Source organism: Aureispira anguillae, assembly GCF_026000115.1.
GTDB classification, from domain to species: Bacteria; Bacteroidota; Bacteroidia; order Chitinophagales; family Saprospiraceae; genus Aureispira; species Aureispira anguillae.
The window spans coordinates 7,126,614-7,143,785 of the sequence record NZ_AP026867.1 but is presented as its reverse complement, the minus strand read 5'-3'; the positions used below and the strand labels follow the sequence as shown (position 1 = coordinate 7,143,785).

Genomic DNA, 17,172 nt, shown 5'->3' with positions numbered 1-17,172 from the left:
TATGCTCATTGATATTCTAATTCCTACTTATAACAGAGGAAATGATGTTTTGTCTAATTTAAAAGAACTGCAACAGGAAATAGCAACCTATAATCTTTGGGATCAAGTTCAAGTAATTATTTCAGACAATTGTTCTCCTGATAATACCGCAGCTCTTATTGAGCTTTTTAGCAAAGAAAAAGACGAACGTTTTATCCTTCAATATTATCGAAACGACTCTAACATTGGTCTAGAACCCAATGCCTTGGCGGTGTTATCTAAAGCTAGCAGCCCATTTGTTTTGTTTCTTGGGGATGATGATTTCTTGGCAAAGGGCTATCTTCAGTATTGTTATGAATCGATCCAAAAACATGCTAATTTAGGCTGTATTATTCCTGGAATTGTGTCTATTTTTAAGGATAATTCTACAAAAGATGTACGAGGAAATGCTCCCGAAAAAGTATTTGAAGCAGGGTTTGATGCAGTACTAGAATGTTCTCATTGGGGGCATCAAATGTCAGGAATCTTATGCAAGCGAGATGGCTTAGTGGACTCCTATTTAAGTCAAGAGGAATATAGAACTCCTTATCTTTTTTTATACTTTACTGCTTATTCTTTATCCTTGCATACAGGCATTTACAATCCTCAATACAAGACTAGAGTTAACAATTTTAATGAGAAAGATTGGGGATACAATGAGGTTGGCTTATTAGACGAAGTGTATAAATGTTATTACTACTTTAAAAATACCTTTTCTGAAGAACAAATCACAAGCCTACTCATTAGATTTACTCGATTGCATTCTTATCGACTAGCTTTCTCCAGCAAAAATCTGAGCAACATTTATACGCAATACAAGTTTTTGCAAAAGATCACACCAAAACTTAAATCGTTTAAACGTGAATTAAGAAAGTTATTTATCAAAGATACAATTAGAGCCTTTATTGGCAAAAAAGGAGCATAAATGAGTGCAAAAAAACGATATAGGATATTAATTACATCCAATGAGCCTTGGGGAGACATTTGGTTTTCAAAGCAACATTATGCCAATGAATTAGCTAAATTGGGGCATGAAGTTTTTTTTCTAAATGCTCCTAACTATTGGTCTGCTCGTATGGCTTTATCCAATAAAGTTCAAATAGAAAAAATCAGTAAAAACTTATCTGTTGTTAACTATCATAATCCGCTTCCTTTAAGAGGATTCAAAAAGATGGCACTGTGGTTAAACGACAAAATTAATGAAAAAAAAATATACCTAGCACTCCCCCCCTCTGACTTACCCATTCTTTGGTGGAAATTTGACCCTTTTAGATTTGCCTATTTGAGTAAGCAATGGCGTAATTCGTCCATTACAGAGTTATATCATATTACAGACCCCTTTGATCATATTTTTTCAGACTCCTTGTTGGCCCAAAAAGCTCAATTGGTAGTTACTGTATTAAGACGTTACCAAGAATATTATGCTGCACTCAATCAAAAACCAGTGCTTTATATTCCACATGGTATCAGTGCAGATGAATTTCATATTGACGAGCAGATCAATACTTCATTTACCCAATATCAAGGCTCCATTTTAAAAATAGGGACTATTAATGATTATTATAACATTCAATTATTAATAGATATTGCTACTCATTTCAACGACAAAAAACTAGTAGTAGTTGGCCCTAATAAATTAACAATTCCGCAGAAACAACAACAGTTTCAACAATTAAAAAAATTAGCCAATGTAGTTATCACAGGACCACAAAAGGCGACCATGCTCAAATATTATGTCCACAATGCTGCGGTTTGTATTGTTCCCTATGACTTTCAGATAGAATCACTAAAAGGCACACCATTAAAAGTCCTAAATTATTTAGCCCAAGGCAAAGTTAGCATTACATCTATTGCTACAGACTTAGAACATTTGTTAGGGAAAGGCTTAATAAAGAGTGACCAGAAGGATCACTTTATAGCGAGTATAGCCAATGTTCTCAATGGAAAAATTAAGGTTGATCAGATATATTTAAATAATTTTTTTAATACGGTAAGTTATCCTGTGCTAATAGAAAAAATATTCCATGAACTCAATCAACAATCATAATTTAGTTTCTGTAATTATTCCTGCATATAAAGCAGGAGACTATATAGAAGAAACCATTCGGGGAGTATTGGCTCAAACACATCGTAATTTTGAGTTAATTATTGTAGATGATGGATCTCCTGACCACCAAGCTCAAATCATTGAACCGCTTGCTGCTTCAGACACACGCATACAATACATCAAACAAAAAAATGGAGGTGTTTCTTCTGCTAGAAATCATGGTTACCAATGCTCCAAAGGTGATTATCTAGCCTTTTTGGATGCCGACGATATTTGGTTGCCTCAGAACTTGGAGAAAAAATTGGCAAAGTTTGCCACAGATCCAGCTCTTGGTTTGGTGCATTCTGATATGGCTATTATGGATGGAAAATCTCAATTGACTGGCGAAACCAAAAGTGGAAAAGAAGGGTATATCTTGGATGATTTATTGTCTTGGAATGGAACCTGTGTTCCGACTCCAAGTAGTATTCTAGTCAAACGAACGGTTGTCGAAACAGTTGGTGGTTTTGATTTGGCCTTATCCAATGCCGCAGATCAAGAATTTTTCTTTAGGGTTGCCCAAAAATATAAAATTGGACGAGTACCAGAAGTTACTTGGTGGTATCGTGTTCATGATAATAATATGCACAGCAACATTCCTGTTATGGAAAAAGATGCCTTATTAGCTTATCAACGTGCGGAAGAACATCAGTTGTTCAAATCCAAATCGTTTAGAAATTTTTGTTTTGCCAATATGTATATGATTATGGGAGCATCCTGGTGGGGAGATGGCAACAACAAAAAAAAGGGGCTACAATACTTATTAAAAGCAATTTGGACTTACCCACCTGCCCTATCTAAAGTAGCTAAAAAATTATTCTCTTAGAAACAGAAAAAGAGCAACTTGGGCAAATGATTAAGGTTAGATTTTAAGAGTAGGTCATTTGGCTTGATTCAATGCTAATCGTCTTGTCCTGTACTCAGATTATTTATAAAAAACAAAATGGAGTCATCAACAAAAAAACCTTCTGTCATTATCTGTGCTTCTCATAGCTTTAAGGATCCATTGTTTAATGGCTTGATGTATCAATATATTTTGGGGCATCAAAAAGCAGAAGCTCAAAAATATCGCTACCATATTGTTACCGAAGAGCAAAAGGCTTATGCACTCTCTCCCCAAGAACAGCAATCCATTCAAGAAAAATTAGCTCAACAGGATATTTTCTGGCATCCGATGCCTTATCGTGGAGGCAAATTTATTTTATTTAAAAAGCTCTGGAATTTTATTGGGCTATTTTTTAAAATTTGGGGCATCAAACGAAAAGAGCAAGCCAAAGTTATCGTTGGTTTTTTGGCCATTGCAGGAGGCTATGCCTATATTATTTCACGCATCTTGCGCTTCAAACTTATGGTTTTTTGTTTTGAACCGCATAGTTTGTATATGAAAGAGTTTGGGATTTGGTCGGAGCGTTCCCTCAAGTATAAAATTCTAAATAAAATAGAACATTTGCAGGCCACTCAGGCAGATTATGTTACAGGGCCAACAATTCATACGATAGAACTCTTAAAAAAATGGAACTCTAAAGCCCAATTATTTCGGGTTCCTATTAGTGTAGATACAGAAAAATTCACCTTTTCGGCAACCGACCGACAACGCATCCGCAACCAATATAAGATTCCTTCTGATCGATATCTAATGTTGTATTTAGGAAAATTTAATGGCATTTATTATAACGAAAAAGAGGTGGCCGCATTTTGCAAGCGTTTGGTTGACTTTGATCCGAAAATTCTAATTTTCACCATTTCTCCAACACCATCTGAAACGATAGAACAAGCTTATTTAGAAGCAGGGCTTCAAGCTTCTGATTTTATCGTGCTAAATAAAATTCCCTACGATGAAATTGAAGGATATATTTCGGCTTGCGATATGGGAATGGTAGCGATTCCTCCATTGGATTCGCAAAAATACCGTACACCTGTTAAGATAGGTAACTACTTGGCTTGTGGCATTCCATTTCTCCTCAATAGAGGTATTGCTGACGATGATATTATGGCAGAAGAAGAAAATGTAGGTGTTGTTTTTGAAAGCTTAGATGCCAAAGATTTTGGGCAACCATTGGCTAAATTACGTGCCTTTATGGATGAAGAACCAACAAGTCTGCAAAAGCGTTGTAGAGCCGCTGCACTTAAACACCGAGGCATTCAAAACTCCGTAACGGTATTGCAGCAAATGATTGATGAGGTTTATTAGATGCGATCTACAGGCAAGAGCATATTTATAGTTTCTTGCTATCGATTCTTCCTATTTCTTCCCTAAAAGGATTATTACGCTTGTCTTTTTAGTGCTTTTTGACTAAAATTGTCTTGACAAAAAAAGTCCTATGAAACGATTTAGACAGATTATAAAAGAAAAGAGAGCGGAAAAAAAGTTGTACCTTCGAGAAGTTTCTGCTTTAATGAACATAGATCAAGCTATACTCAGTAAATTTGAAAGAGGGGAAAGAAAACCATCAAAAGAACAGGTAATTAAATTTGCCAATCTTTTTGATTTAAACCAAGAAGAACTCCTTATATCTTGGTATAGTGACAATATTGTAAATGCTTTGGCAAATGAAAAAAATGCCATAAAGATACTACAACTCGCAGAACAAAAAGTAAAATACTTAAAGAGCAATAAATAGTATGAAAAAAAACTTATTATCACTATTTTCTGGATGTGGTGGAATGGATATTGGATTTGAAGGAGGTTTTAAAATACCAAAAAGCACGCTCAATACAAAAGTCCATAAAAACTGGATTGAAAAGGAAGATGACTTTTATTATTACTTAAAAGAAACCTCTTTTGAAACAAAATTCTCTAATGATATAAGTTCCCATGCTAAAGTTGCTTGGAATGATTACTTTTCAAGAAAAAAAGGAGCAAAAGTAGATGAAATTTTTAGAGTTGAGAGTATTGTTGACATCGTAAAAAAATATCATCAGGGCGAAAAGGTATTCCCTAAAAATATTGAAATTGTTACTGGTGGCTTTCCTTGTCAAGATTTTAGTGTTGCAGGAAAAAGAAAAGGTTTTAATTCTCATAAAGACCACAATGGTCAACTCATTAAACATGAAACTCCAACAGAAGAAACTAGGGGGAAGTTATACATGTGGATGAAAGAAGTCATAGAAATTGTATCTCCTAAAATTTTTATTGCAGAAAATGTAAAAGGACTTGCTAATTTAGGGCAAGTAAAGGAAATAATACAATCTGATTTTTCTGAAATAAACGGGGATGGCTATCTAGTACTAGCCCCCAAAGTTTTACACGCTGGAAATTTTGGAATTCCTCAATCAAGAGAAAGAATTTTCTTTATTGGATTTAAAAAATCTGCATTAACTCCAATAGCTCTGAAAGCATTATCAAAAAAAGAAATTAAAGAACCCCATAGCCCATACCCTATTGCTACTCATAGGCTAAATGGAGAAATGCATTACTCCTCCATTGAAAAACTGATGCTACCTTTTACAAAATGTAAAACTGTCTTATTGGATCTCTTTGAACCAGATGCAAGCAGTGATTTATCTCAAAAACATTTTTCAAAAGCTAAATTTATGGGTAGGCATTGTCAAGGTCAAAAAGAAGTAGATCTTGAGCGATTAGCTCCTACGATTAGAGCTGAACATCATGGAAATATTGAATTTAGAAGACTCTTAATAGAAAATGGTGGAAAATATAATGAAGAATTCGACATGGGTAAAAAGGAAAGAAGATTAACTTTACGAGAATGTGCTAGAATTCAAACATTTCCTGATGATTTTAATTTTGTAATCCCAACTAATGAAGGCAGAAGGAAATTTTCATTAAGTCCTTCTCAAGGCTATAAACTTGTAGGAAATGCAGTCCCTCCTCTTTTAGCTTATCATATTGCAAAAAAAATTGAATCTAATTGGGCTTTTTATTTCAATTCATAATCGATTCAAAATCTAACTATTAACACAAAACACCATCATGAACAAAGGGCTAAAAATAAACTACTTAAATTCATTTCTGCATCTTTATTTTTACATACTAGAGGACAAAATAAATTCAACCCAAAACGAACTTAATTCAATCAAATTTCAATCTGAAGAAGCTAATACAGATGAATTTGTAAAAAGATATTTCAAAGAATACATTCTTAAAAACCCGACTATTAAAGGGACCAATCTAAAATCTCTGTGTATTAATATAGATTCCAATCCAATCACTATAAAAATTGATCGCTTTAATACCTTTCAAGTCATTAATGTCTTCTTGCCAGCAGAGCTTGACGAAACCAAGAAAAAGAAAATCTCCGAAACAAAAAATGCTGTTTATACAAGCCCTGATTTATATTTAGAAATTAGTGATGGAGAGACATCCTATTTTGAATCATTAGAGCTAAAATCAACTAAAAACAATAATATTCCAGGTTCTAGTGTTCAACAGGTTGCACCATTTGAGTGGGTTATTTTTGTAAAAAGAAGTGAAAAAAAAACAATTGTTTCGACAGGGCATTATATAAATAGTATTACAGAAAAGTTACCTTTTCCAGATCGAAGTCCTCGTCCTCAAATTGGATTTAACACACTCCAACAGTGGAATAAAAAAAATAGAGCGGTCAAAAACAATATCCTTTTTATCAACTACGATAGTTCTCAGAACCAATCTAAAATTAAACTTTTAGCTGATTGGCAAGACTATCTAGCTTCGGAGTGGCTAAATATTGTACAATCAAACAAAGCGCAAAAAAATGAGAAGTGGTTCAATAATGCCCTTAGAAAATTTGCATTAAAATTTCTTGAATACACAGAAACATTAAGCACAGAAGAAAAACAAAAATTAACTGATACTCTAAATTCGCTTATAAAATAATTTATATTCTGAGAGATTATCAGTAGATAACAAGAGCGATTTAATCCATCCAAAACCTCATATTTAAGCTTTGAGATTAGCGCTTATTCTTTACGACCTTATACACCAATAAGCAACCACATCACTAACCAACATTCAGGAGTAAAACAAACAAATAATAAAATTGGTATGGCAAAAGTATTTGTAACAGGCGGAACAGGTTTTATGGGGTCTCACATTGTAGAACTTTTGCTGCAACAAGGGCACGATATTACGGTATTGACCTCCAGCTCTAGTATCCACCCCAATATTCAACATCTACAAACGAAAATCAATATTGTTCGGGGCAATTTTGGCAACTATCAATTGGTTCTACAAGCGTTGAAACAGACGGATATCATCATTCATATTGCATGGACTACCGTTCCTAAAACCGCTTCGGAAAATCCTATTTATGATGCGCAAAGCAACATCATAGGCAGTATTCATTTGTTAGAAGCAGCCGTTCAAGCCAAGGTTAAGAAAGTCATCTTTGTCTCTACGGGTGGTGCCTTATATGGGGTTCCGCTTTATACCCCTATTGATGAGCAACATCCTATTCGTCCCATCTCGGCTTATGGAATTTCAAAAATGGCATTTGAACGTTATTTGCATTTTTTCTATCAGAATAAGGGCTTAGATTATTCTATTTTTAGAATTGCCAATGCCTATGGAACTCGCCAAAATCTAACCAAAAACCAAGGGGTAATTGGCATTTGGCTACAAAAAATCATGCAAAATCAAACCATTGAAATTTGGGGAGATGGCGAGGTTGTTCGAGATTATGTTTATGTTACAGATGTTGCACAAAGCATTGTTAATAGTTTGGAATACAAGGGAACACCTAAAATTTTTAACATTGGCTCTGGTTTAGGATATTCCCTCAATGAAATTTTAGCAGTGTGTAAAAAAGTAAGCCAAAAAAATCCTAACATTAATTATTTAGAGGGGCGTAGTTTTGATGTCCCTGTTAACATTCTTTCGATCCAACGAGCACAACAAATCCTAAACTGGCAACCTGAGGTCTCAATAGAAACGGGAATTGAACAAACTTGGAACTGGTTATTGGAACAGCAATAAAAAATCGCTAACGGAAAATTTTCCCATTAGCGATCTTCTGATTTTATCTAGAAATGTATCCTATATTATTTTAAACAAGCAGCAATAAAATTCACAAACAAAGGATGTGGATTTTCTACTGTACTTTTATATTCTGGATGAAATTGAACACCTACAAACCACTTGTGTTCTGGAATTTCAACTACCTCTACTAAGTTAGAGTCTGGGTTAATACCTGAAGGAATCAATCCTGCCTCTTTAACGGCATCCAAATACTCATTGTTAAATTCATAACGATGACGATGGCGTTCTTTGATGGCTTTGCGACCATAAATGCGACGTGCTCTAGAATCTTTTTCAAGATGACAAGGATAAGCCCCAAGGCGCATTGTTCCACCTTTTTGGTTGATGCCTTTTTGTTCTTCCATCAAACCAATTACAGGGTGCTTAGTTTTTTCGTTCATTTCAGTAGAACAAGCCCCTTCTAAGCCCAATACATTGCGAGCAAATTCAACAACAGCACATTGCATTCCCAGACAGATACCAAAGAAAGGTAGGTTGTTTTCACGAGCATGACGGATTGCATGAATTTTGCCCTCTATTCCACGTTCTCCAAAACCAGGAGCAACCAAAATACCATCCAACTCTTCCAGTTTTTTAGCCACATTGGCATCTGTGATTTCTTCGGATGCCATTGGTACCACATGCACTTTGCACTCATTGGCAACACCAGCATGCACAAAAGCCTCTAGGATAGATTTGTAAGCATCTTGCAATTCAATGTACTTCCCTATTAATCCTACTCTAATTTCATTCACTGGATTTTTTAGATGCCCTAAGAAAGTCTTCCATTTTCTCAAATCAGGCTCTTTTCGATCAGCCAAACGCAACATAGAAATAACCGTAATATCCAACTTCTCTTTCAACATTAAAATTGGAACATCATAAATACTGGCAGCATCTCTTGCTTCAATAACAGCAGTTGGTGCCAAGTTGCAGAATAAGGACAATTTTCTACGAATATTAGAAGACAATGGATGTTCTGTGCGACAAACCAAGATATCAGGTTGTACTCCTGCACTCAATAATTCCTTAACAGAATGCTGAGTTGGTTTGGTTTTTAATTCGCCTGCTGCACTTAAAAATGGCACCAAGGTTAGGTGAATGGTCAAGCAGTTGTCTGCTCCCAACTCCCAACGCAATTGGCGAATAGCTTCCACATAAGGCAAGGACTCTATATCCCCTACCGTTCCTCCTATTTCGGTAATTACAATATCGTATTCTCCCGTATTGGAGATCAATTGCATTCGACGTTTAATTTCGTCTGTAATGTGTGGGATAATCTGAACTGTTTTACCTAAATACGCACCTTCACGCTCTTTGTTGATAACAGTTTGATAGATTCTTCCTGTTGTTACGTTATTTGCTTGAGAAGTTGGAATATTTAAGAATCGTTCGTAATGCCCCAAATCCAAATCCGTTTCTGCTCCGTCATCCGTTACAAAGCATTCGCCATGCTCATAAGGATTAAGCGTTCCAGGATCCACATTAATATAAGGGTCGAATTTTTGGATGGTGACGGAAAAACCGCGCGCTTGTAATAATTTTGCAGTAGATGCAGCAATAATTCCTTTTCCGAGAGAAGAGCTTACGCCCCCTGTTACAAAGATGTACTTAGCCATGATTAATTGCGAAGAATTAAGAAAGTTTGAACCAATTGCGCGCAAAAGTACCCTTTTTTAGATGATTTTTGGGTATAAAGACTTAAAATTATTTAACACAATAGTTGTCTATATTTTTCTTTCAAGTTTTAATTCGAAAAAAGATGGTTCTAAAAATAACGCCAAAACAGTTTAGTTAGCAATTTTGAGAAAGTAATTTGGGGACTCAGCGTTGGTTCTTTTTTAAATTTTTTATTATTTTACTAATACTGCGCTGCTACTCCTTGGCTTCTAACAAAATAACCGTCAAACAACTCATATATTGATTTTTTTTTACAATCAACGACTAAAAGGATGAATAAAATTTATATAGAAAGGATTTACAAAGCGATGGAGTTTATAGATTTAAATCTTGATCAGCCGCTAAACCTTGCCATCGTTTCAAAAGTAGCACTGTATTCCCCTTTTCATTTCCATCGACTATTTTCATCTATTGTTGGAGAAAACTTAAATCAGTTTATTCTAAGAAAACGAATTGAACGTGCTGCCTATCAACTAAAAATAGACAAAAGTCTTGGCATTTCTGAAATAGCTTTTAACAATGGTTTTAATAGTAGTTCTAGTTTTTCAAAAGCATTTAAAAAGTATTATGGAATTAGTCCTTCTTATTTAAAAAAAAATGCGCAGGAGTTTAGTAAGATAAAACAAGTGAATAGCAAGAATGGACAAAAAAAAGCACAAATAGACCAATACATTTGCAATATTAATCATCATTTAAAATTTATTGCAATGCATACAAAAATTGAAATCAAACGAATGCCTGCTATTCAAATTGCCTATGTTACCCACATTGGAGCATTTGATCAAATCGGTAATGCCTATGGAAAACTGATGCATTGGGCGGCATCTAAAGGGCTTATGGCTAATCGAACCCTAACCTGTTATCATGACAACCCTGAGGTCACGGACATTAATAAAATTAGACAGAGTGCTTGTATTGAATTAACACAAGCGATTCATGCGAGCGATGGGGTGAACGTTAGAACCATTGAGGCTGGAAAATATGCTGTTGGTAAATTTGAGCTTTACTTTAAAGAATTTGAACAAGCTTGGCAGGCTATGATGATTTGGGTTAGCGAAAATGGTTTCATTCCAAATGAAAGGAGAGCTTGCTATGAAATTTATTGCAACAACCCTAAAAATCATCCTAAAAAGAAAAGCATTATTGAAATTTGTGTGCCCATAAAATCTATGTAAAATGAAAAGGAAAATAATTATTTTAGCAATACTAGTAGCCCTTATTGCTTTGGTAGGCTATCAGATACTTTCTTATTTTTTCTCTGCCCCATTGTATACTCCTACTGATTTGCGCCAAGATTCAACCTATACTCATTTACTAAAAAATAATCACCTAGAGGACAATTCTAATACATTTAAAATTAGTAAAAACATCTCTCTCAATTACTTTACCAAAGGAACGGGAGAACCTGTTTTAATTATACATGGTGGACCTGGAATTCCCTACCACTCAGCATGGAAAGGTTTGGACTCCTTGACTTCTAGCTATAAGTTTTATTATTATGACCAAAGAGGATGCGGAAAATCTAGTCGCCCGTTTGATGTTTTTGAGGAGGATAACTATTATAACAATATGATGCAGTTGCATACAAATTTAGGTTTGCCTGCTCAAATTTCGGATATAGAACAAATTAGGCAAAAAATTGGCGTTGAAAAAATAAATATTATTGGTCACTCTTTTGGAGGCTTCTTAGCAAGTCTGTATGCCATTGAATTTCCTGAAAAAGTAAAAAATTTAGTTTTAGTAACCCCTGCCAACGTCATGAAAATGCCCAGTACATCAAAGGGGTTATACGATGAAGTTGAAGATCGACTTCCCGAACATCTAAAAGCAGAATACAAGGAATATATTAAAAGATTCTTAGATTTTAATACTATTTTTGAAAAGTCAGAACAACAATTAATTGAACTCAATAAAGAATTCATAACATATTTTGAGGCAGCCACCCATAATAAGATAAAAAACTCCCTTTCTGGTATTGGAGGTTGGTGTCAATACGCCATGTTTTTTAGCATGGGAAAAGTCCATGATTACACTCCTTATCTAAAACAAATTCAAATTCCTACTTTAATTATTTATGGCGAAGATGACATTATTCCCCTAGAAAGCTTAACCGATTATTTACAACATATTCCTCATGCTCAATTAAAAACCATAAAAAATGCAAGTCACTTTCCTTTTAATGAACAACCAATTGAATTTGGAAAAGTAGTAAAACAGGCATTCGATTAATCAACTTATGAACAAAACCTGATCCGTTATTAAATACTAGGTAATCATAGCATAACTATGATTACCTCATTTCTCTGCCCCATTAGACTGTTCTTTAGTGAGTTCATTTACATCCACACAAAACTACAACACAAATGCATCGATTACCACTATATCTAATTATCATCACTTTATGGGCTTGTTCTCCAAGTTCTAAATTAGAAAATCAATCTATTGATGAATTGAAAGACCTGAACTTATTGCTCCAAAAAGTACGGACACAATACAAAATGCCAGCCATGGCTGCTGCTGTAATTAGAAGCGACAAAATTGAAGCCATTGCCGTGAATGGTATTCGACGAATTCACAGCAAAGATAAGGTTTTATTAAGTGACCGTTTTCATCTAGGTTCTACCACCAAAGCAATTACTGCTCATTGGGCAGCAAGTATGGTAGAAAGCGGCTTAATTGAATGGGACACTAAAGTATTGGATGTTTTTCCACACTGGAAAGATGATGCCCTCAAAACCTATCATCAAATTACACTTTCAGATTTGTTGTGTCATCGAGCCAAAATACAGCCCTTTACCAGTGCGATGGACTTGGCAAGCTTACCTCATTTTTTGGGTGACCCAATGGAAAAACGCCGATCTTTTTCCAAATGGCTGCTCAAACAAAATCCAGCAAAAGTAGGAAATAAAGAAGGGTATGAATACTCCAATGCAGGTTATTCTATTGCAGCAACAATGTTAGAGAAAGTTAGCGGTGTGGCTTGGGAAGAAGCAATTATTAATGATGTTCTTTTACCAATTGGTTGTCATGCTACCATTGGGTGGCCGACCGATGACAATCCCGATCAGCCTTTTGGGCATCACTCCTCCAATCCCCTAGACTCTAATCTACGTGCCGTTACGGCACGCAATATGTTTCAAATGGAAGATATTATTGCACCTTCTGGTGATTTGAGTATGTCTATCGAAGCCTATTCTAAATTTGTACAAGCCCACCTTCAAGGACTTAGAGGAAAAGACAATGCCCTAAAAGCAAGTACTTATGATTATGTACATTATGGTAGGGAGAATTATGCAATGGGTTGGACTCGCTTGCTTCGTAACGATGTGCATATTAGTACACACGATGGCAGTGCAGGAACGTTCTACACGCACACTAGCATTTTAAAAGAAAAAGACTTGGCGATTGTCATTTTTATTAATGCATCCAATATTTATGCAACTAAAGCCGTTTATACACTAAAAAAGCGCTTGCTGTCTATTTATAATAATTCATAATTTCTTTGGCACAAAAATTATAGTTATATTAATAATTTCTTGTACCAATTAAGCAGATTGCCCTATTTAGTCCTATCCCAAAACCGTTTATTATTGAAGATACTTTTATTTACAATTACAATAGTCTAGGACAACTTTCCCAATTGGATCTAAGCTATGTCAAAAACAACAAATATATGAAACTAGTTCGACACCTCTCACTTTTCGTCCTTTCTAGTATTCTTTTATCCAATTCCATTGTAGCACAAACTATTGAGTTACCTAACATTAGTTCTCAATATCTCAATCAAGGTAATGATTATGGTGCTATTCTTTTGGTGGTACAATATACCGATGGCAAAGCACATTGGGTATTGGACAAACAAACGGTTGAATTTAGCCAACAAAAACTATATCAATATTTAGATCAAAAATTTGAAAATTTAACGGCTGAAGCCATTCAGCAAAGTAATCTAAAATTAGAGGCACCTACTAATTTGCCAATCCATTATTTACAAGATATTTATGCTTGGGTTCAAATTTATGGCAATAAGAGTCTACACTTAGCAATGTACGAGAGCATGACCCCAGAACAAAAACAGTATCTTCCTCTCGATATACTACCTTTTACGGTATTAGAAGAAGCTTGTGCTTATTATGCCAGTAATACTAGAGGAAGCAATAGCGCTATTGGGACATTTTCTACCCTCCACCCTAACTCAGAGCATTTAACCAAAGATAAAAATATCCACCTCGGCTTAGCCCCCAAGGCTACTCGCCCAGAACATTACATTCCCCAAAATATCTTACACATTGATCTTCGAGAAAATAACGAAATAATATTCAAAGGGCGTCAAGCAAACCCCATGGTTTTGGGCTCACTCGTTCAGAGCGAATTGGCAAAAAACTATGCCAATAGTTATGAGAAGGCAAGCCCTAAGCAATATTTATGGATTAATTTGCGCATGAATAAAACCGTTACTTATCAACAATATGCAGAGGTTTTAGTTGCACTCCAAGAAGCTTTTCACTTGTATTGGGAAGAATTAGCGTTTAATAAATTTCAAAAAACTTACCTAGAACTAGACGTTCAGCAGCGGTGGTCTATACAACAAGCAAGCCCTAAATTAATTACGCAATATGATGCAATAGAGTTATTATATATTGAAGAAAAATTGATAACAGATGAGCCTAAGAAATGGTCAGACTTAAAATAAAATTACCTAAATAACACGAACGTATACAAGCTACCTTTTGAGGTAGCTTTTTTTATGATTATTAGCAGAACAAAATTTAAGATTCATCGAAAAAATTACAAAACATATACCTTTTGAGTTTATATTTGCAGCTATAAGTAGGTTCTTGATTATAATGCAATTCTTGCCCTACCCATTCTATATTACAGCTGGTACAGACAACCACAAATAAATAAATATTAAAGATGAAAAAATTATTGGTTAGCTTATTAAGTTTGGCTACGTTCAATCTATTGGCACAAACTTATGAGTATAAAGTAAACCTTAATGAGGTAAAAAACGATAAAATCGCCGTTGAACTAAACGTTCCTGAGCTAAAACAAAAAACGCTTTACTTCCATTTGCCAGCTATGGTTCCTGGAACTTATAGTGTTTATGATTTTGGTCGATTTGTTGTTGATTTTAAGGCATTGGATAAAAATGGTAAGGAACTTACCGTAGAACACCCTGATGCCAATACTTGGAAAATATTGGATGCAAAATCAGTATCAAAAATAAGCTATCAAGTAGAAGATACTTGGGATACGGATAAGAAAAATGTTATTTTTGAACCTGCGGGAACCAATATTGACAGCGATGTTTTTGTTTTTAACAATCATGGTATCTTTGGTTATTTTAAGAAGTACGAAAAACTTCCTTTTAAAATAGAAGTAGACCGCCCTAAGAAGTTTTTTGGGGGTACAGCAATGAAGCGTATTGGAGGAGATGCTGATACCGATATTTTTGAAGCTAGTAGTTACAACTTTTTAGTAGACAACCCTATCCTTTTTAGTGCGCCTGATACTGCTACCATAAAAGTAGGAAAAGCAACTGTGCTTATTCATACCTACTCCCCTTCTGGACGTGTAAATTCTAAAGACTTGGTTGCCGACATCAAACCTATTTTAGAAGCACAACGCCAATATTTAGGCGGCGAATTACCAGTTGATCGTTATGCATTTTTGGTTTTCTTAAATGAAGAAGGTAATTTTTACCTTTCGGGTGCAGCAGGAGCTTTAGAGCATTCCTACTCCTCGTTTTATTGCTTATTTGAGGGCGATCCATCTGCAATTAGTCAAACCATTAGAGATGTTGCAGCGCATGAATTTTTTCATATTGTAACTCCATTGAATATCCATTCTAAAGAAATTCATGATTTTGATTTTATCAATCCCAAAATGTCAGAGCACTTATGGCTATATGAAGGAGGAACAGAATATGCTGCTCAACATGTTCAAGTCAAGCAAAAATTAGTTTCAATTCAACAGTTTTTAGCAACAATGAGTCAAAAAATTCGTCAAGCAGAATCATTTAATCAAGCCATTCCTTTTACGGTAATGAGCAAAACCTGCTTGGATGAAAACAAATCTCAATATGCTAATGTATATCTAAAAGGGGCTCTAATTAATATGTGTCTAGATATGAAACTTCGTAAATTATCGAATGGTAGTTATGGCGTTCAGGATATGATGAGTGATTTGTCTAAAAAATATGGTATTGACAAACCTTTTAAAGATAAATGCCTATTTAAAGAAATTGGAAAGGTAACAGGTTATAAAAAAGAGATGAAAGATTTCTTTAAGCGTTATGTTGCAGGGGCTGAACCGCTTCCTATACAAGAAATGATGGATCAATTTGGTGTATCTTACCAAGAGAAGGGAATTATCACAGAACTTTCGCCCTTTGGTTTTGACTTAAACAGAGGCGTTAGCTTTAACTTTGCGAAAAGCCTAATTGAAATAAAAGAAAATGGTATTGACGCCTTTGGTAAAGATATTTTAGGGCTAAAAGGTGGTGATTTATTATACAAATGGCAAGGGCAAGAATTAACCATGCAATCTTTGCAAAGCGTTTTGGGACAACATCAAATGTCTGCCAAAGAAGGAGTAGAATTAACGATTACTGTTTTGCGCAAAAATGATGCTGGAGAATATGAAGAAAAAGAACTCAATGGCATTCTTCAAAAGGTTCCTGTTGAAGTAACCCACGCCTTGATTGTTGACGAAAAAGCTAGTCAAGAAAAAATAAAACTACGCAAAGCATGGTTGGGAAATTATCTGTCTGAATAAGTTCCTTTTTGAACAACTTCATTGCTAAAGATACCAAAGGTTGAACGACCTTTGGTATTTTTTTTGTTCTCTAACCTGTTCAGCACTTAATATCTACCTCTTTATCAACCTCTTTTTAATCTAAAAAAAATATATGTATAAACTGGCGTTATTCTTAATCAAATTCAAATTATAACCAACAATTAGCATTATTATTTTTTTCAAGAAACAAAACATGAAATGTACATAAAAAACATCTATAGGTACCATTAATACAAGCTTTACGCAAAAAAAAGCAATTGTAGTTTTGAACAAATTTAATAATAATGATACTATTATTGTTTCTCCATTCAGTCCATTTATCCTTTTAATTCCTTAAATTTAAAATAAAAAAACTACCAAACCACACATTACAAAACATATGAACTAAAAAAACTAATCGTAAACACCCCTTTCCTACCAAATTTACTCTAATACACACACAATCTAAATAATCACAATCAACAACTATCGTAAATAGTTAATAACAACTATTCACATATCACTATGCGTTATTTGAAAATGATCTTCAAAATAACAGTCTCTTTATGTACCATTACCAATGTTTATTTATAACGACATTTTCATGTCTATTTATTTGCAACACAAGATGCAACTACTAGGTCTATTCCTA

14 protein-coding genes are annotated in these 17,172 nt (G+C 34.7%); 13 read left to right on the top strand and 1 reads right to left on the bottom strand.

The genetic code is table 11. The features are described from left to right. Position 1 precedes the first annotated feature (1 nt). The 8 genes from AsAng_RS27790 (at position 2) to AsAng_RS27755 (ending at position 8,018) form a co-directional block, all read left to right on the top strand. Positions 2–943, top strand: coding sequence for a glycosyltransferase family 2 protein (locus AsAng_RS27790; protein ID WP_264790416.1), 942 nt, complete (start codon positions 2–4; stop codon positions 941–943). Further along, entirely contained in the window at positions 944–2,065 is a 1,122-nt protein-coding gene (locus AsAng_RS27785) for a glycosyltransferase (protein ID WP_264790415.1), read from the top strand. It begins immediately after the preceding gene. Next, positions 2,043–2,930, top strand: a complete 888-nt coding sequence (locus AsAng_RS27780) for a glycosyltransferase family 2 protein (protein WP_264790414.1) — start codon at positions 2,043–2,045, stop codon at positions 2,928–2,930. Before AsAng_RS27785 ends, AsAng_RS27780 begins: the two co-directional genes overlap by 23 nt. Positions 2,931–3,047: 117 nt before the next feature. Next, positions 3,048–4,295 (top strand): glycosyltransferase family protein, encoded by a 1,248-nt coding sequence (locus tag AsAng_RS27775; RefSeq protein WP_264790413.1) that lies wholly within the window; start codon positions 3,048–3,050, stop codon positions 4,293–4,295. A gap of 130 nt (positions 4,296–4,425) precedes the next feature. Further along, positions 4,426–4,725, top strand: coding sequence for a helix-turn-helix domain-containing protein (locus AsAng_RS27770; protein ID WP_264790412.1), 300 nt, complete (start codon positions 4,426–4,428; stop codon positions 4,723–4,725). Position 4,726: 1 nt separating this feature from the next. After that, positions 4,727–5,998: a DNA cytosine methyltransferase gene (locus AsAng_RS27765; RefSeq protein ID WP_264790411.1), complete on the top strand. Its 1,272-nt coding sequence runs from the start codon at positions 4,727–4,729 to the stop codon at positions 5,996–5,998. Positions 5,999–6,035: 37 nt separating this feature from the next. After that, positions 6,036–6,920 carry a hypothetical protein gene (locus tag AsAng_RS27760; RefSeq protein WP_264790410.1) on the top strand — a complete coding sequence of 295 codons (885 nt, stop codon included), beginning with the start codon at positions 6,036–6,038 and terminating at the stop codon, positions 6,918–6,920. A gap of 168 nt (positions 6,921–7,088) precedes the next feature. Beyond that, a complete protein-coding gene (locus AsAng_RS27755) occupies positions 7,089–8,018 on the top strand; it encodes an NAD-dependent epimerase/dehydratase family protein (protein ID WP_264790409.1) in 930 nt (309 codons plus the stop codon). A 65-nt stretch (positions 8,019–8,083) separates the two neighbouring features. Here the strand turns inward: AsAng_RS27755 and AsAng_RS27750 are convergent, their stop codons facing one another. Beyond that, positions 8,084–9,679, bottom strand: coding sequence for a CTP synthase (locus tag AsAng_RS27750; RefSeq protein ID WP_264790408.1), 1,596 nt, complete (start codon positions 9,677–9,679; stop codon positions 8,084–8,086). 333 nt (positions 9,680–10,012) lie between these two features. Here AsAng_RS27750 and AsAng_RS27745 point away from each other — a divergent pair, with 333 nt between their 5' ends. The 5 genes from AsAng_RS27745 (at position 10,013) to AsAng_RS27725 (ending at position 16,520) form a co-directional block, all read left to right on the top strand. Next, complete coding sequence (locus AsAng_RS27745; protein ID WP_264790407.1) at positions 10,013–10,915, top strand: AraC family transcriptional regulator; 903 nt, start codon at positions 10,013–10,015, stop codon at positions 10,913–10,915. A 1-nt stretch (position 10,916) separates the two neighbouring features. Next, positions 10,917–11,969, top strand: coding sequence for an alpha/beta fold hydrolase (locus tag AsAng_RS27740; RefSeq protein WP_264790406.1), 1,053 nt, complete (start codon positions 10,917–10,919; stop codon positions 11,967–11,969). A 134-nt stretch (positions 11,970–12,103) separates the two neighbouring features. Then, positions 12,104–13,237, top strand: coding sequence for a serine hydrolase domain-containing protein (locus AsAng_RS27735; RefSeq protein WP_264790405.1), 1,134 nt, complete (start codon positions 12,104–12,106; stop codon positions 13,235–13,237). Positions 13,238–13,413: 176 nt separating this feature from the next. Continuing rightward, positions 13,414–14,433, top strand: a complete 1,020-nt coding sequence (locus tag AsAng_RS27730) for a hypothetical protein (RefSeq protein ID WP_264790404.1) — start codon at positions 13,414–13,416, stop codon at positions 14,431–14,433. Between the two features lie 224 nt (positions 14,434–14,657). Beyond that, a complete protein-coding gene (locus AsAng_RS27725; RefSeq protein ID WP_264790403.1) occupies positions 14,658–16,520 on the top strand; it encodes a M61 family metallopeptidase in 1,863 nt (620 codons plus the stop codon). The last annotated feature ends 652 nt before the right edge of the window (positions 16,521–17,172 follow it).